Below are 17315 nucleotides of genomic sequence, written 5' to 3'. Positions count from 1 at the left end.
GCGGGAGGCGAATTCTACAGCGTTACACGCTGCTGTCAACACCTCTTTTTCAACTTCCTTTTGGCTTCGATGAACTGAAGCAACCTGCTGCCGAAACCTACATAACCCATTGTTTACCAAGGAGTTTTCCGTTTCGACTGCGCCGGAAGTGGGGCGAATTATAGACGTCTGGAATCTGCCGTCAACCCTTGATTTTGCTTTTCTATCAATTACTTAGAATTGATTAAAAAACCACCAATACAGGGCCACCAGCATCTTCTATATAGAGGAAGGGATTCAGATAACACCTGCCGCCTTCAGAGCAGCCACATTCACGCCCGCCAACCCCAATACATCTTGAAGCACCTGAGCCGTATGCTCTCCCAGCAGAGGAGGCGCATTGCGGTACTCCACGGGCGTCTTGGACAAGCGTATCGGACTGGCGACCTGAGGCACCATCCCCGCCAATGCGTGAGGCAATGCCATCGCCAACCCACGCGCCTTGACCTGGGGGTCGGCAAATACCTGAGCCAAATCATTAATCGGCCCGCACGGCACACCCACACGCTCCAACTGCGACACCCACTCGGCCGTCGTCTTGAACACCGTTGCCTGACGAATCAGCGGAATCAGCTCCGCCCGATTTGCCACCCGCACCTTGTTAGTAGAGAAGCGCGGATCATCCGCCCACTGTGGCTGACCAGCCACTTCGGCAAACTTACGAAATTGCCCGTCATTGCCTACCGTCAGGATGAAATCACCATCGGCGGTGGGAAAGTCCTGATAAGGCACGATATTCGGATGTGCATTGCCCAGCCGCTTTGGCGATGCCCCTGTCGTCAGATAATTCATCGCCTGGTTTGCCAGGCATGCCACCTGCACATCCAGTAGCGCCATATCGATGTGTTGCCCACCACCATCGTGATCCCGATGAGCCAGTGCCGCCAGAATCGCCACCGTCGAGTACAGCCCCGTAAGAATGTCAGTCAGCGCCACACCCACCTTAACCGGCCCAGCCCCATCATCACCTTCGGGACGGCCGGTCAGGCTCATGAGCCCGCCCAACCCCTGAATCATGAAGTCATAGCCCGCTCGCGTCGCATAGGGCCCGGTCTGACCAAAACCCGTGATCGAGCAGTAAATTAACTCGGGGTTGATCTCTTTGAGCGACTCATAATCCAACCCATACGCAGCAAGCCCGCCCACCTTGAAGTTTTCAATGAGGATGTCCGACTTGGCCGCGAGCTCACGCACCAGCGCCTGCCCCTCCGGCCGCGTAAAGTCGATGGTCACCGACTGCTTATTGCGATTGGCAGACAGATAGTACGCAGCCTCACTGGTGTTCTCGCCATAAGCATCCTTAAGGAAGGGTGGCCCCCAGGCGCGCGTATCGTCGCCGCTGCCCGGCCGCTCAACCTTGATCACTTCAGCACCAAGGTCCGCAAGGATCTGCCCGGACCAGGGGCCCGCCAGTACTCGCGATAAGTCCAGTACCCGCAGATGCGAAAGCGCGCCCATGCCGTGCTCCTATTAATAGAACGCCTGAAGACCGGTTTGCGCACGCCCCAGAATCAAGGCATGCACGTCATGAGTACCTTCATAGGTGTTGACCACCTCGAGGTTGACCAGGTGACGCGCCACCCCGAACTCATCGGAAATGCCATTGCCGCCGAGCATGTCGCGCGCCATACGCGCGATATCCAGGGATTTACCGCAGGAGTTGCGTTTCATGATCGAAGTGATCTCAACCGCCGCCGTGCCTTCATCCTTCATACGCCCCAGGCGCAGGCAGCCCTGCAGGGCCAGGGTGATCTCGGTCTGCATATCAGCCAGCTTTTTCTGGATCAACTGGGTCGCCGCCAGGGGACGTCCGAATTGCTGACGATCAAGGGTGTATTGGCGAGCGGTATGCCAGCAGAATTCGGCGGCACCCAATGCGCCCCAGGAGATGCCGTAGCGTGCAGAATTAAGGCAGGTGAAAGGCCCCTTCAAACCACGCACGTCCGGGAAGATGTTCTCTTCCGGGACAAACACGTTATCCATCACGATTTCACCGGTGATGGAAGCACGCAGCCCGACCTTGCCGTGAATCGCCGGTGCGCTCAACCCCTTCCAGCCTTTCTCCAGGACAAAGCCACGGATATCGCCGGCATCGTCCTTGCCCCACACCACAAACACATCCGCGATCGGGCTATTGGTGATCCACATCTTTGCGCCCGTGAGGCTGTAGCCACCCTCCACTTTGCGGGCACGGGTAATCATCGCGCCTGGGTCGGAACCATGGTTAGGCTCTGTCAGACCAAAGCAGCCGATCCATTCGCCAGAAGCCAGCTTCGGCAGGTACTTCTGTTTCTGTGCTTCAGTACCGAATTCGTTGATTGGCACCATGACCAGGGACGATTGAACACTCATCATCGAGCGATAGCCGGAGTCGACACGCTCCACTTCGCGGGCAATCAACCCGTAACTGACGTAATTCAAGCCGCTGCCGCCGTACTGCTCAGGAATCATCGCACCGAGCAAACCGGTCTCGCCCATCTCGCGAAAAATAGCGGGGTCGGTCTTTTCATGGCGGAAGGCTTCAAGCACACGCGGGGCCAGCTTGTCCTGGGCGAACTGCTCAGCACTGTCGCGCACCATGCGCTCTTCTTCGGTGAGCTGTTGATCCAGCAGTAGCGGATCAATCCAGTTGAAGCTTGCCTTGCCAGCCATGAATAAGTCCTCGCGGAAAGAAACGGAAGTCGTGCAACCAGCCTAGGCCCGACCGACGTGTAGGGCAAACGAGGTTTCCGCATAGGGTTGTGCTAATTTCTCACTTCGAAATAGCCGAGAAGCGCGCATATGCGCTTTACATGTGAGGACACGGTATATGCGCAGAAAAATTCCCAGTACCACCGCGCTGGTCAGTTTTGAAGCGGCGGCCCGCCACGAGAGCTTTACCAAGGCCGCACACGAGCTTTCGATCACTCAAGGCGCCATCTGTCGACAGATCGCCAGCCTTGAGGAGTTTTTGAGTGTCGAGCTGTTTCGGCGCTCACGGCGCGGGGTAAAACTGACGGAAGCCGGGCTTTCGTACAGCCGCCGCGTTGCCACGCAACTGGACGCAGTGGAACGCGACACGCTTTCCGTCATGGGTCAGCAAGGCGCCAACACCATCGAACTGGCCGTGGTCCCGACATTTGGCACTCAATGGCTGATCCCTCGCCTCAAGGATTTCCAACGCAAGCACCCTGAAGTCACAGTAAACCTGACGAACCGAACACGGCCCTTCCTGTTTGCCGACACCGAATTCGACGCCGCTATCTACTTCGGCGATGCCGACTGGTCGGGTACGGAATCGCACCGCCTGATGGGAGAAAACCCTGTCCCCGTGTGCAGCCCAAGACTGCTGGCTAACACCACACAATTCAGCCCCCAGGAAATCGCAGAGCTGCCCCTCTTGCAGCAGACGACGAGACCCTACGCCTGGCGCCAATGGTTCAACGCACAGCAACTGAACATACCCCGCGACATGACAGGACCGCGTTACGAGCTATTCTCGATGTTGTCTCAGGCCGCCATGCATGACATGGGAATCGCGCTGATCCCGCCGTTCCTCATCCAACGCGAACTGGAGGAAGGTCAACTGGTGATTGCAAGCCCCGAGGCGTTGAGCAGCTCAAAGGCTTATTACTTGATGATTCCTGACAGAAAGGTCGAATCAGCCTCATTGCATGCATTCAGGGACTGGCTAATCGACCAGTCACAGCGCTACAACCATAGTATTTAAAGGCCCGCACTGAATTATTGACTCTGTAGTCAGCAAATCTACAGCCCTACAGATATACAAATATGTCGCATTTAAACAGACTGTATCTGTCGAGCAAAAATAAGGCTAGAAGCCATGATCCATATGGCTTGCAGCGACTAATACAAGCCAATAACCGACTATTCACACCAACGATGTCAAAAGGTTAAAAAAACGCCTGCAGCTCTTTAAATCCCTGTATTTGAAGAGGTTATTTCAGAGCGTTGCGACAATCAGTCACAGGGTGACTTGTAGTTAATTTTTCGTCACCCGTCATAATCCCTTGAAGGCCGTAAAGTTCGCCTGCAAAATGCCGCGCCCCGCTGTCATTTCAGCGGGATCGTGCTGATCGGCCGCCCCAGTTGCGCCACTCGCGGTGCACTGGCCTTTTTACAAAAAGATCAAAAGCAAAAAGATCATGCAGGAGATTTGACGTGCACATTGGTGTTCCTCTCGAAACCCAGACCGGTGAAACGCGGGTGGCTGCCACCCCGGAAACCATCAAGAAGCTGATCGGCCAGGGCCATAAGGTCACTGTACAAAGCGGAGCCGGCATTAAAGCCAGTGTCGTCGACAGTGCCTATGAAACGGCAGGCGCAACCATTGGCAGTGCCAACGATGCGTTCGGCGCCGAGCTGATCCTCAAGGTGGTTGCCCCTAGCGACAGCGAACTGGCGCTGATCAAAAGCGGCACCGTGTTGGTGGGCATGCTCAATCCGTTCAGCAACGAAACCATTGCCAAGCTCGCAGAGCGTGGCATCACGGCCTTCGCACTTGAAGCAGCACCACGCACCTCGCGGGCCCAAAGCCTCGACGTGCTGTCCTCCCAGGCCAACATCGCCGGCTATAAAGCCGTGTTGCTGGCGGCTCATCACTATCCGCGCTTTATGCCGATGCTGATGACAGCCGCAGGCACTGTGAAGGCTGCACGCGTACTCATTCTCGGCGCCGGCGTGGCAGGCCTGCAGGCCATCGCCACGGCGAAACGCCTGGGTGCGGTCATCGAAGCGTCTGACGTGCGCCCGGCCGTTAAAGAGCAGATCGAATCCCTCGGCGCCAAGTTTGTCGACGTGCCTTACGAGACCGATGAAGAACGCGAGTGCGCCGTCGGCGTCGGTGGTTATGCCCGTCCCATGCCGACCAGCTGGATGCAGCGCCAGGCCCTGGCCGTGCACGAACGCGCAAAGCAAGCAGACATTGTCATCACCACCGCTCTGATCCCAGGCCGCAAGGCACCGACCTTGCTCAGTGCTGAAACCGTCGCACAGATGAAGCCCGGCTCAGTGGTGATCGACCTTGCCGCCGCCCAAGGTGGCAACTGCCCGCTGACAGTTGCCGACCAGGTGGTCGTCGAGAACGGCGTGATCATCTGCGGCCCGACCAACCTGGCCGGCGCTGTCGCCGCCGACGCCTCGGCCCTGTACGCGCGCAACCTGCTGGACTTCCTGAAGCTGGTCTTCACCAAGGAAGGGCAGTTCGAAATCAACCTTGAAGACGACATCGTCGCCGCGTGCCTGATGTGCCGCGACGGCCAAGTCATCCGCAAAAACGCCTAAGCAGGGATTCAGACGATGGAAGAGCTTATCTCCCCCGGTATCTACAATCTGATCATCTTTGTGCTGGCCATTTATGTCGGCTACCACGTGGTCTGGAACGTTACCCCCGCGCTGCACACGCCCTTGATGGCGGTGACCAACGCGATTTCCGCGATCGTGATCGTCGGCGCCATGCTGGCCGCAGCCCTCACCGTCACGCCACTGGGCAAGACCATGGGCACCCTGGCCGTGGCACTTGCAGCGGTCAACGTGTTCGGTGGTTTCCTGGTAACCCGCAGGATGCTTGAGATGTTCAAGAAGAAAGCCCCGAAAGCAAAAGAAGAGGCGCCTAAGTAATGAGCATGAATCTCGTCACGACGCTCTACTTGATCGCGTCGATCTGCTTCATCCAGGCGCTCAAGGGCCTGTCGCACCCAACCACTTCGCGGCGCGGCAACCTGTTCGGCATGCTCGGCATGGCGCTGGCCGTCCTTACCACCGTCGGCCTCATCTATAAGTTGGGGGCCGAGCTGGCAACGGCTGGCATTGGCTATGTGATTGTCGGCCTGCTGGTCGGCGGTACCGCTGGCTCCATCATGGCCAAGCGCGTAGAAATGACCAAGATGCCGGAGTTGGTAGCGTTCATGCACAGCATGATCGGCCTGGCCGCGGTGTTCATTGCGATCGCCGCCGTGGTCGAGCCGCAATCCCTGGGCATCGTCAAACACCTGGGTGACTCGATCCCTGCCGGCAACCGCCTGGAGCTGTTCCTCGGCGCAGCCATCGGCGCCATCACCTTCTCCGGTTCGGTGATCGCGTTCGGTAAACTGTCGGGCAAGTACAAGTTCCGCCTGTTCCAGGGCGCGCCGGTACAGTTCGGCGGCCAGCACAAGCTGAACCTAGTGCTTGGTCTAGCAACACTGGGCCTGGGCCTTGCGTTCATGTTCACCGGCAACCTCACCGCCTTCGCGCTGATGCTGGCCCTGGCCTTCGTGCTCGGCGTGCTGATCATCATCCCGATCGGCGGTGCGGACATGCCCGTGGTCGTCTCGATGCTCAACAGCTACTCCGGCTGGGCGGCGGCGGGCATCGGCTTCTCGCTGAACAACTCGATGCTGATCATTGCCGGCTCACTGGTAGGCTCCAGCGGCGCGATCCTGTCGTACATCATGTGCAAGGCGATGAACCGTTCCTTCTTTAATGTACTGCTGGGCGGTTTCGGCAATGCGCCGGATGCCGGTGCAGCGGCAGGCTCCAAAGAAGCACGCCCGGTCAAATCCGGCTCGGCTGACGACGCTACCTTCCTGCTGACGAACGCCGATACCGTGATCATCGTCCCGGGCTACGGCCTGGCGGTGGCGCGGGCACAACACGCGCTCAAGGAACTGACCGAGAAGCTGACTCACCACGGCGTCACGGTGAAATACGCGATCCACCCGGTCGCGGGCCGTATGCCTGGCCACATGAACGTCCTGCTCGCCGAGGCCGAAGTGCCTTACGACCAAGTGTTCGAGATGGAAGACATCAACTCCGAGTTCGGCCAAGCCGACGTGGTGCTGGTGCTGGGCGCGAACGACGTGGTCAACCCGGCCGCCAAGAACGACCCGAACTCACCGATAGCCGGCATGCCGATTCTCGAAGCCTTCAAGGCCAAGACGATCATCGTCAACAAGCGTTCGATGGCCAGCGGCTACGCCGGTCTGGATAACGAATTGTTCTACCTGGACAAGACCATGATGGTCTTCGGTGATGCCAAGAAGGTTATCGAAGACATGGTCAAAGCCGTCGAGTAACACTGCTTCAGCGCAATACTCGAAACCCCGGCCTGCGATAGGCTGGGGTTTTTTATCACCGCATGAAACCCGACCAAAGGCTCTAAATCGCTGCCTGGCATTCGACCATGGTAGCGGGCCGAATTTTTCTGAAATCACTAAACTGCGCACCTTGCTTCCGTAGCCTGAGATAACAATCCATGTACCGTGATCGTATCCGCTTGCCTTCGTTGTTGAACAAGGTCATGAGCGCGGCAGACGCCGCCGCACTGATCGAGGACGGCATGACCGTCGGCATGAGCGGCTTCACCCGTGCCGGTGAAGCCAAGGCCGTCCCGCACGCCCTGGCCGAACGGGCCAAGACCTCTCCGCTGAAAATCACCCTGATGACCGGCGCCAGCCTGGGCAATGACCTAGACAAGCAACTGACCGAAGCGGGCGTACTGTCCCGGCGCATGCCGTTCCAGGTCGACAGCACCTTACGCAAGGCAATCAACGCCGGCGAAGTGATGTTTATCGACCAGCACCTGTCGGAAACCGTCGAGCAACTGCGCAACAACCAGCTCAAGCTCCCGGATATCGCCGTGATTGAAGCGGTCGCGATCACTGAGCAAGGCCACATCGTACCGACAACGTCTGTAGGCAACTCGGCCAGCTTTGCGATTTTCGCCAAGCAGGTGATTGTCGAGATCAACCTGGCCCACAACCCGAACCTGGAAGGGCTGCACGACATTTATATTCCGACGTACCGGCCAACCCGTACGCCGATCCCGTTGGTGAAGGTCGATGACCGGATTGGCAGTACCGCAATCCCGATCCCGCCGGAAAAGATCGTCGCTATCGTCATCACCAACCAGGCCGACTCCGCCTCCACCGTGACGCCGCCTGACAGCGATACGCAAGGCATTGCCAATCACCTGATCAACTTCCTCAAGCAGGAAGTCGATGCAGGCCGCATGACCAACAAACTCGGTCCGTTGCAGGCCGGTATCGGCAATATCGCCAACGCCGTGATGTGTGGCTTGATCGAATCGCCGTTCGAAGACCTGACCATGTATTCGGAAGTGTTGCAGGATTCGACCTTCGACCTGATCGACGCGGGCAAACTGAGTTTCGCTTCGGGCAGCTCGATCACCTTGTCGGAACGCCGCAATGCCGACGTGTTCGGTAACCTGGAGAAGTACAAGGACAAACTGGTACTGCGCCCGCAAGAGATCTCCAACCACCCTGAAGTGGTGCGTCGCCTAGGTATCATCGGCATCAACACCGCGCTGGAGTTCGACATCTACGGCAACGTCAACTCCACCCACGTCTGCGGTACGCGGATGATGAACGGCATCGGCGGATCCGGGGATTTTGCGCGCAACGCACACCTGGCAATCTTTGTTACCAAATCCATTGCCAAGGGCGGGGCGATTTCCAGCGTGGTACCGATGGTCAGCCATGTGGACCACACCGAGCATGACGTCGATATCCTGGTCACCGAGGTTGGGCTTGCCGACCTGCGTGGCTTGGCGCCACGGGAGCGGGCCCGGGTGATCATCGATAACTGTGTTCACCCCGCCTACCGGGATGCCTTGAACAGTTACTTTAACGCTGCCTGCGCCATCGGCGGGCACACGCCGCATATCCTGCGCGAAGCACTGAGCTGGCACATCAACCTGGAAGAAACCGGGCACATGCTCAAGGCGTGATTGATACAGAGTCGTGCTGATGCAAACACAGTTTCATCAGCTCGACGCTTTCCCTGCCACTTCTTGAAAAACTGTACTGCTGTACCGGTCATTTCCTACCGAAATCTCCCACATACCTCCTCTAAAAAGCCAATTTCGCACTATTTCAGTGCGGACAGGTACAGTTGCCCCATTTCCGTACAGTACAGCGCCTATAAACAGTTAACTGGCCCCTCACAATACAGGTGAACTGTATCTAGAGAGTCTTGCGCCGGAAGAGGATCATTGGCATCAGTTAAACCACTACCTAATCCCGCCACAAGCGGAAGGATGTCATCATGGAACGTACACTCAGTTCCGATCTGTTCTTTGAAGAAAAAGCTGTAAACACCCAGGCTTCCCTGCCTCTGCGCGTTATCGCCAACCTGATGTTGTGGCAGCGCCGCATCTCCAGCCGCCACCAACTGGCTCGCCTGGATTCGCGTCTGCTGGCTGACGCAGGCATCAGCGAAGCTCAACGCTACGAAGAGCTGAGCAAGCCGTTCTGGCGCTGATTTAGCGCCCGCTGGCCCTGACCTAACGGTCCACCGCCAGCACCCAGATTTGTCAAAGCAAAGCCCGCCCCGGGATACTGGAGGCGGGCTTTGTTGTTTCCGAGGTGAAGGTTTTCAACGGGAAAACAGTGGCTTCAATCGGCGACAAGTACAGTTTAAAAAATACAACAGTTAAGCAGTACAATTTAACCCGAGTGTATCTGTATCGGTCACGTCCCCTCGCTCAACATGGTGTTCCAAGACCTCATGAAAGGTGCACGCCATGGATACGCCACCCCTCCGTTATAAACGGTTGTTACGCCATACGGCCTCCACGCTCGCCAAGTGGCTGCGCCTGGCCTATGAACGCCGCCAACTGTCGCAGCTTGATAGCCGGGAACTGTCCGATTTGGGCATCAGCCACGGCGACCGGATGGCAGAGCTGTCCAAACCGTTCTGGCGTGACTAGGCAGTCAAGACGCTTCCCGAACGGATAAGCGGCGGCTTAATATCCAGTCACCACGTGGCGAACCACGTAGTACAGGCGTCTGATCCCCAATGGCTGCCCTGCGCCGCCTTATTCGTTCATCTACAGGAGTCATCCCATGTCCCGTCTTCGCCTGCTGAGTGCCGCTGCCCTGTTGGCCATGGCTGCCAACGCCAACGCGACCAGCTTCATCGTGACCACCGACTCCATCGTCGGCGCGTTGAAGGCCACCTCCGACGCCAGTTCCGATGCCACGTCGTCCCTGCGGGACAACAAAGTCGTGCGTGCCGCCCGCGACGACGCTGCCAGCTTTGTTGCCAGCGAAGGCGCCATCCGTGGCGTGAAACTGGAAAGCGCACTGGCACAGATCCGCCAACAAGCACCACAACTGAACAGCGCGACAGACGCACAGCTGGCGCAGGCGATCCTGGCTATCTGAATGCAGGGTTGATGCCTGGGCGCTGGCTCTAGCCCGGGCATTAAGCTAGCCTTGGCGCTCGTTTTCAGTTGTCGAGTCCCATGGCTTTTTCATACCGCCTTTTACGAGTTCCCGTATTGCTTTGCACGGCTTGGTCGCCAGTGGCGTTCGCCTTCGACCTGAGCACCCAAAGCACCGTCGTCAGCGCGTATGCCACCAGCAAGGTGACTTCCGCGCCTTTCGACAGAAAAGTGATAATGGCTGCTCAGGATGACGCTGCCGCGTTTATCGCCACTGACGGCCAACGGCGAGGGGCACGGCTGGAGTCGGCGCTGGATTATCTGCGCCGCAGCCAACCAAAACTTAACGCCAGCGACCTTGAACTGGCGCAAGCAATTCTCGTCCAATAATCATCTTTGTATTCCGGAGTCATCTCATGCGTAGCCCGCTGATTGCCGCCACCCTTGGCCTGCTGTTGTTGGCCGACGTTGCCCAGGCACAGACCCTGGTGGCCACCAGTAACATCATCGTTCGCGCCTCTGGCCGCACGATTGATTTCACCTCGGACACCACCACCTCCATCCGCGACTCCAAAGTCGTGCGCGATGCCCACGACGACGCTGCCGGCTTCGTGGCTACCAACGGCGAGATCCGTGGCGCGCAGCTGGAAGCCGCCTTCGACACCCTGCGCACCCGTTTGCCGGAAGCCCGCGACGCCAGTGACCAGACCCTCGCCGAAGCTATCCTCGCACTGTGAGGCGAATTGCCGCCTGGCTCCTGGCCGGGGTTGTGCTGCTGTGTGCCAGTGCAGCCCAGGCCGACCTGCAACTGCGGCTCAAGACCGATGGCTTGAGCCCGGCTGAACAACAGGCCAGCCAGGCGTTGCTCGACGAAGCGCTGCGCGCTTTGCCGCCGCGCTTCATCGAGCAGTTGGACCGGCGCATCGATGTCGGCTGGACCGACAAGATGCCCGAGAACGCCTACGGGCAAGCCTCCCTGGTATCCGAGCTGGACCTCAACCGCAACCTGCTCGCCAGCCTGACCGACGGCAGCGCCGCCACCCAGAAAACCAATCGCCCCCACGGCACTGTGCGCCGGGAAATGCTCGCCACCGTGCTGCATGAATTGACCCACATTTATGACCGTGCACGCTTGTGGTCCAAAGCAGACCGCGCACTGATCAACCGCTGCAGCCGCCAGAACAGCATCACTGGCTTGATCGGCCTGCCTGATCAATGCCGCGGCCAGAATGACCGACGCTTTACCCTCAGCGATGACCCACGCCTGCTGGACCTTGCCGGCTGGCCGCAATACGTCGGCCGCCGCGGTGAGCGTGAACAAAACAACCATCAGGTTGCCCGCAGCCCGGACATCTACGAAACCACCAGCCCGTTGGAGTTCGTGGCGGTCAATATGGAGTATTTCCTGCTTGACCCGAGCTACGCCTGCCGCCGTCCCTCGCTGTTCCGTTACTACAAAGAACACTTTGGCTGGGCGCCGCCGAATCAAGGCGCCTGCGCCAACACCTACGCATTCCTGAACGCCGGCAACGACTTCGCCAAGACGCCACTGGGCCATGTGGACCCGGAGCGCGTCTACGAAATCGACTACCTGCTGGCCGAAGCCAACCAGAACCTGGTGAGCCGCTGGGGCCACAGCATGTTGCGCCTGGTGATCTGCGCGCCAGGTCGTCCGCGTGGGCCGGATTGTCGGCTGGATCTGGACCAGCATCTGGTGTTGTCCTACCGCGCGTTCGTCGGCGACGTACAGCTGTCGAGCTGGGACGGACTGGTCGGCAAATACCCGTCTCGCCTGTTTGTGCTACCGCTGGCGCAAGTGATCGACGAGTACACCAAGACCGAGTTGCGCGGCCTGGCCTCCGTGCCGCTGAAACTGACCCGCCAGGAAATCAACGACACCGTCGAACATGCCGCCGAGATGCACTGGAGCTACGACGGCAACTACTTCTTTATTTCCAACAACTGTGCAGTAGAGAGCCTGAAACTGTTGCGCAGCGGCAGCGCCAACCCGCAACTGACCGGCCTGGACAACATCACCCCCAACGGCTTGCTTGAGGTATTGAGTGCCCGTGGCCTGGCCGACACCAGTGTGCTGGACGACAAACGCAGGGCATTGCGCCTGGGCTATCACTTCGATTCCTTCCGCGAGCGTTATCAGGCGATGTTCGATGTGCTGCGCAAACACTTGCCGATCAAACAGACCCAAGTCGAAGACTGGCTGTCCCTCAGTGCCGAGGAGCGTCGCCAGTGGTTCGGCCAGGCTGATCTGCGCACCAGCGCCGCATTGTTGCTGCTTGAGCAGGCGAGCTTTCGCAAACAGTTGATGCTGGCCCAGGACGAAGTCAAACAACGCTACCTCGGCGCCCGTGAGCTGAAAAACGGCGGCATGGAGAAGGCCAACGCCACGCTGCAACAAATCCTCGCCAACAGTGGCTTCCTCAGCCGCCCGGCAGAACTGCTGGGCAGTGGCGGCTATGGCCTGCCGCAACCGTCGGAGGCCGAGCGCCTGGAATCGGAAAGCGCCGAGCGTCAGAAGCAGCTGCAATCCCTTACGGGCGAACTCGATAAAGAGGTGAGGGCGTTGCTGGATCCCTCCCGTTCCGCCGAGATTGCCGCTTGCGAAGCCAACCTCAAGCAGGTGGGCGAGCACTTGCGGGCATTGCATAAAGCGGCGGGCGGCCTGGAGCTCCCGTAAGAGTCTCACGCCAAACACCATTCGAATGTGGGAACTGGCTTGCCTGCGATCGCATCACCTCTATTCAACTGAACGACCGAGGTGTCTGCATCGCAGGCAAGCCAGCTCCCACAGTTGAACTGTGTAAACCTGAAGACCGTATGTCTGGCCTTCATCACCTGTTTTTCCAGCGAAAGCTGGCTGAAAGCTTACCCGTCTAGGATCGCCCCCACTGCCGGCAACAGACCGGCTGTTAACAACAACAATGGTGATTCCCGATGTCCGCCCGTACCCGCCTGTTTGCCCCAACTCCACCCGTACGCCTCGTGCCTTTCGTTCTGCGCTGACCTCCACCCGGTCCGCCTTTCCCTAGCCGCGCTACGCCTGGAGTATTCCTATGCTGACTTTCCTTGGCTTTGCCATGGTCATCACGTTCATGTTCCTGATCATGACCAAGCGCCTGTCCGCGCTGATCGCCTTGATCATCGTGCCGATCCTGTTCGCGCTGTTCGGTGGTTTCGCACCGAAGATCGGCCCGATGATGCTCGAAGGCATCACCAAGCTCGCGCCGACCGGCGTGATGCTGATGTTTGCCATCCTCTACTTTGCCCTGATGATCGACTCTGGCCTGTTCGACCCGGCCGTGCGCAAGATCCTCAAGATGGTCAAAGGTGATCCGCTCAAAGTCTCCGTCGGCACCGCAGTGCTGGCCCTGGTCGTGTCCCTCGACGGTGACGGCGCGACCACCTACATGATCTGCGTGGCCGCCATGTTGCCGCTGTACCAGCGCATCGGCATGAGCCCGCGGATCATGGCCGGCTTGATCATTCTCGCCGGTGGCGTGATGAACATGACCCCTTGGGGCGGCCCGACCGCCCGAGCCGCCAGTGCGCTGCATGTGGACCCATCGGATATTTTCGTTCCGATGATCCCGGCCATGGCCGCCGGCGTGGTCGCGATCCTGGTGATCGCCTACTGGTACGGCAAGCGTGAGCGTGCGCGCTTGGGTGAACTGCACCTGCAAGGTGATGAGATCGACCACAGTGAAATCAGCGTGTCGCAATTCCCGGATGCCCGCCGTCCGAAGCTGATCTGGTTCAACGGCGCGCTCACCCTGGCACTGATGTGCACACTGATCGCCGGCCTGTTGCCGCTGCCGGTGCTGTTCATGGTGGCGTTCAGCATCGCGATGATCGTCAACTACCCGTGCCTGCAACAGCAGAAAGACCGCGTCGCCGCCCACGCCGGCAGCGTACTGGCGGTAGTCGGGCTGATCTTCGCCGCAGGTATCTTCACCGGCATCCTGTCCGGTACCGGCATGGTCGATGCCATGTCCAAGAGCCTGCTGGCGGTCATCCCGGAAGCCATGGGCCCGTACCTGGCCGTGATCACTGCGCTGGTGAGCATGCCGTTCACCTTCTTCATGTCCAACGACGCGTTCTACTACGGCGTGCTGCCTGTACTGGCCGAAGCTGCCAGCCACTACGGCATCACTGCCGTGGAAATGGCTCGCGCCTCCATCGTTGGCCAGCCGGTACACTTGCTCAGCCCTCTGGTCCCTTCGACTTACCTGCTGGTGGCCCTGGCCGGTATCGAATTTGGCGATCACCAGCGCTTCACCCTGAAGTGGGCAGTGCTCGTGTGCCTGTGCATAATGTTCGCCGCATTGCTGATGGGGATTTTTCCGCTGTTCAGCACTCTATAATCGTACCGACTCACCCACCGCGCGGCGCTGCAGCTTGCGCGGTTTAACACTTGCTCAAAGGAATAAACATGGAATGGCTGACCAATCCGGAAATCTGGATTGCCTTCTTCACCCTGACGGCCCTCGAGATCGTCCTGGGTATCGATAACATCATCATGATTTCGATCCTGGTCAGCCGCATGCCCAAGCATATGCAGGCGCGTACTCGGATCTTCGGCCTGGCGCTGGCGATGGTCACGCGCATCCTGTTGCTGCTGTCGATCACCTGGGTGATGCAACTGACCAACGACCTGTTCGTGGTGTTCGGCCAGGGCATCTCCGGTCGCGACCTGATCCTGTTCTTCGGTGGCCTGTTCCTGCTGTGGAAAAGCTCCCAGGAGATGTACCACGCGCTGGAAGGTGAAGACGAAACCCACGACGAGCCGAAGGGCGCCGGTGGCAAGTTCATCTACACCATCATTCAGATCGCGATCATCGACATCGTGTTCTCCCTGGACTCGGTGATCACCGCGGTGGGCATGGTCTCGCACGTACCGGTGATGGTCGCAGCGATCGTCGTGGCGGTACTGGTGATGATGCTGGCTGCCGGCACCATCAGCGAGTTCATCGACAAGCACCCTTCGCTGAAGATGCTGGCGCTGTCGTTCCTGCTGGTCGTCGGTACCGTGCTGATCGCCGAATCCTTCGATGTGCACGTGCCAAAAGGCTACGTCTACTTCGCCATGGCGTTCTCGCTGGCGGTGGAAGCGGTGAACATCAAGATGCGCACTGCCATCGCGAAAAAGAAGAAACAGCAGGATCCTGTGAAACTGCGCAAAGATATCCCGGGTCAATAACACTGACTCGCTGCTGAAAAAGGGGCTTTCGAGCCCCTTTTTCTCGTCTGCAAAAAGCTGATTTCATGACAGTTTTGTTTCAATCCCCAGTTTAGCTATGCGATGCTGGCGCAGAACCCATTCGCCAACTACAGCTTAATCACTAGACGTAGAACGGCAGCGGCAATTCTCATTTGCGTCGATTGGCGCACACCCACACGGGGGGCCGAGCATGCTGACCTTGCTCAATCTGCTTTCCGCCGTGACCCTGCTTATCTGGGGCACGCACATCGTCCGTACCGGCATCCTGCGGGTCTACGGTTCCAACTTGCGCCAAGTCATCGGGCAGAACATGTCCAAGCGCTGGCTGGCGTTTATCGCCGGTATCCTGGTGACTGCCATGGTGCAGAGCAGCAACGCCACGGCGATGCTGGTGACGTCCTTTGTCGGCCAGGGCTTGATGGGGCTGATGCCCGCCCTGGCGACGATGCTCGGCGCCGACGTCGGTACGGCGCTGATGGCGCGGGTGCTGACGTTTGACTTGTCCTGGCTATCGCCACTGCTGATCTTTCTCGGGGTGATTTTCTTCCTGTCGCGCAAACAGACGCGGGCAGGGCAGTTGGGACGCGTGGGGATCGGCCTCGGGCTGATCATTCTCGCGCTGCAACTCATCGTCGAAGCCGCTGGGCCTATCACCCATGCCCAGGGCGTCAAGGTGCTGTTCGCTTCCTTGACCGGCGACATCCTGCTCGACGCCTTGGTCGGCGCCTTATTCGCGATGATCTCCTACTCCAGCCTGGCCGCCGTCCTACTGACCGCCACCCTGGCCGGCGCCGGTGTGATCGGCTTGCACGTAGCCATCGGCCTGGTGATCGGCGCCAATATCGGCAGCGGCGTGCTGGCCTTCCTCAGCACCAGCATGCAGAACGCCGCCGGTCGCCAAGTCGCGCTGGGCAGCCTGTTGTACAAATTGATCGGCCTGTTGCTGATCATTCCAGTACTCGACCCGCTGGTGCTGTGGATGGACGGCCTGGACTACAGCGCCCAAGGTATGGTCATCACCTTCCACCTGCTCTACAACGTCACGCGTTGCCTCATTCTGCTGCCCACCATCGGGCCGATGGCACGGCTGTGTGCCTGGCTGCTGCCCGAGCGCGAAGAAACCAATGGCAAGGCCAAACCCCGTCATCTGGACCTGGCCGCGCTCGCCACGCCGAGCCTGGCATTGGCCAACGCTGCTCGGGAAACACTGCGCCTGGGCGACCTGATCGACAACATGCTCACCGCCATGCAGGAAGTACTGCGCGGCAAACAGACGGCCATCACCCAGGAAATGCGCAGCCTCAGCGACGACGTCGAATCGCTGTACAGCGCGATCAAACTCTACCTGGCGCAAATGCCCCGCGAAGACCTCAGCGAGCAAGACAGCCGGCGCTGGGCTGAAATCATCGAGCTGTCGATCAACCTGAAACTGGCCGGCGACCTGATCGAACGCATGCTGCGCAAAGTCCAGCAGCAGAAAACCTCCCAGCGTCGCCAGTTTTCCGAAGTCGGCCTGGAAGAACTCACCGGCCTGCACAGCCAATTGATCGCCAACCTGCGCCTGGGCCTGTCGGTGTTCCTCAGCGCCGACCCGGAAAGCGCTCGCCAATTGCTGCGCGAAAAACGCCGCTTCCGCGCCCAGGAGCGCCGCCTGGCCCATGCCCACGTGAGCCGCTTGCAGCGAAAAATCGTACAGAGTCTGGAGACCAGTTCCCTGCACCTGGAGCTGATTGCGGACATGAAACGCCTCAACTCGTTGTTTTGCAGCAGTGCTTATGTAGTGTTGGAAACGTCCGACACCGGCGCGCTCTCCGCCGAAGATATTGCCGACATCACACATTCGCCCTGAACGGATGATGGCCCGTGAAGTCAGTT

General features: G+C 59.0%; 16 protein-coding genes. 14 read left to right on the top strand and 2 right to left on the bottom strand.

What is annotated here, in order from left to right:
- Nucleotides 1-276: 276 nt before the first annotated feature.
- Nucleotides 277-1497, bottom strand: coding sequence for a CaiB/BaiF CoA transferase family protein (locus PF1751_RS00585; RefSeq protein ID WP_044286423.1), 1221 nt, complete (start codon nucleotides 1495-1497; stop codon nucleotides 277-279).
- Between the two features lie 12 nt (nucleotides 1498-1509).
- Nucleotides 1510-2691: an acyl-CoA dehydrogenase gene (locus PF1751_RS00580; protein ID WP_010207882.1), complete on the bottom strand. Its 1182-nt coding sequence runs from the start codon at nucleotides 2689-2691 to the stop codon at nucleotides 1510-1512.
- Between the two features lie 157 nt (nucleotides 2692-2848).
- Here PF1751_RS00580 and PF1751_RS00575 point away from each other — a divergent pair, with 157 nt between their 5' ends.
- The 14 genes from PF1751_RS00575 to PF1751_RS00510 all read left to right on the top strand — a co-directional run bounded on the left by PF1751_RS00575 (nucleotide 2849) and on the right by PF1751_RS00510 (nucleotide 17289).
- Nucleotides 2849-3748: a LysR family transcriptional regulator gene (locus PF1751_RS00575; protein ID WP_038452478.1), complete on the top strand. Its 900-nt coding sequence runs from the start codon at nucleotides 2849-2851 to the stop codon at nucleotides 3746-3748.
- A 452-nt stretch (nucleotides 3749-4200) separates the two neighbouring features.
- Nucleotides 4201-5322: a Re/Si-specific NAD(P)(+) transhydrogenase subunit alpha gene (locus PF1751_RS00570; protein WP_010207879.1), complete on the top strand. Its 1122-nt coding sequence runs from the start codon at nucleotides 4201-4203 to the stop codon at nucleotides 5320-5322.
- 15 nt (nucleotides 5323-5337) lie between these two features.
- A complete protein-coding gene (locus PF1751_RS00565) occupies nucleotides 5338-5658 on the top strand; it encodes an NAD(P) transhydrogenase subunit alpha part 2 (protein ID WP_003220416.1) in 321 nt (106 codons plus the stop codon).
- A complete protein-coding gene (locus PF1751_RS00560; protein ID WP_021491387.1) occupies nucleotides 5658-7094 on the top strand; it encodes an NAD(P)(+) transhydrogenase (Re/Si-specific) subunit beta in 1437 nt (478 codons plus the stop codon). Before PF1751_RS00565 ends, PF1751_RS00560 begins: the two co-directional genes overlap by 1 nt.
- Before the next feature lie 179 nt (nucleotides 7095-7273).
- Nucleotides 7274-8767 carry an acetyl-CoA hydrolase/transferase family protein gene (locus PF1751_RS00555; protein WP_021491388.1) on the top strand — a complete coding sequence of 498 codons (1494 nt, stop codon included), beginning with the start codon at nucleotides 7274-7276 and terminating at the stop codon, nucleotides 8765-8767.
- 317 nt (nucleotides 8768-9084) lie between these two features.
- The gene (locus PF1751_RS00550) at nucleotides 9085-9300 is read left to right on the top strand and encodes a DUF1127 domain-containing protein (protein WP_010168694.1); all 216 of its coding nucleotides are present in this window, start codon (nucleotides 9085-9087) and stop codon (nucleotides 9298-9300) included.
- 262 nt (nucleotides 9301-9562) lie between these two features.
- Nucleotides 9563-9748 (top strand): DUF1127 domain-containing protein, encoded by a 186-nt coding sequence (locus tag PF1751_RS00545; RefSeq protein ID WP_010207870.1) that lies wholly within the window; start codon nucleotides 9563-9565, stop codon nucleotides 9746-9748.
- 136 nt (nucleotides 9749-9884) lie between these two features.
- Nucleotides 9885-10205 carry a DUF2388 domain-containing protein gene (locus PF1751_RS00540; protein ID WP_042571129.1) on the top strand — a complete coding sequence of 107 codons (321 nt, stop codon included), beginning with the start codon at nucleotides 9885-9887 and terminating at the stop codon, nucleotides 10203-10205.
- Nucleotides 10206-10285: 80 nt separating this feature from the next.
- Nucleotides 10286-10594, top strand: a complete 309-nt coding sequence (locus tag PF1751_RS00535) for a DUF2388 domain-containing protein (protein ID WP_029529044.1) — start codon at nucleotides 10286-10288, stop codon at nucleotides 10592-10594.
- A 26-nt stretch (nucleotides 10595-10620) separates the two neighbouring features.
- Nucleotides 10621-10941: a DUF2388 domain-containing protein gene (locus PF1751_RS00530; RefSeq protein ID WP_044286421.1), complete on the top strand. Its 321-nt coding sequence runs from the start codon at nucleotides 10621-10623 to the stop codon at nucleotides 10939-10941.
- Nucleotides 10938-12899 carry a DUF7844 domain-containing protein gene (locus tag PF1751_RS00525; protein WP_044286419.1) on the top strand — a complete coding sequence of 654 codons (1962 nt, stop codon included), beginning with the start codon at nucleotides 10938-10940 and terminating at the stop codon, nucleotides 12897-12899. The genes PF1751_RS00530 and PF1751_RS00525 overlap by 4 nt, the downstream gene beginning before the upstream one ends.
- Before the next feature lie 376 nt (nucleotides 12900-13275).
- The gene (locus tag PF1751_RS00520) at nucleotides 13276-14583 is read left to right on the top strand and encodes a CitMHS family transporter (protein WP_010207864.1); all 1308 of its coding nucleotides are present in this window, start codon (nucleotides 13276-13278) and stop codon (nucleotides 14581-14583) included.
- Nucleotides 14584-14651: 68 nt separating this feature from the next.
- Entirely contained in the window at nucleotides 14652-15419 is a 768-nt protein-coding gene (locus tag PF1751_RS00515; protein WP_010207863.1) for a TerC family protein, read from the top strand.
- A gap of 211 nt (nucleotides 15420-15630) precedes the next feature.
- Nucleotides 15631-17289 carry a Na/Pi cotransporter family protein gene (locus tag PF1751_RS00510; protein WP_021491392.1) on the top strand — a complete coding sequence of 553 codons (1659 nt, stop codon included), beginning with the start codon at nucleotides 15631-15633 and terminating at the stop codon, nucleotides 17287-17289.
- Nucleotides 17290-17315 lie beyond the last annotated feature (26 nt).

The organism is Pseudomonas simiae (assembly GCF_000934565.1).
GTDB lineage: Bacteria > Pseudomonadota > Gammaproteobacteria > Pseudomonadales > Pseudomonadaceae > Aquipseudomonas > Aquipseudomonas simiae.
Note: the sequence above shows the minus strand (reverse complement) of the source record. Positions and strands in the feature narration are given on the sequence as shown.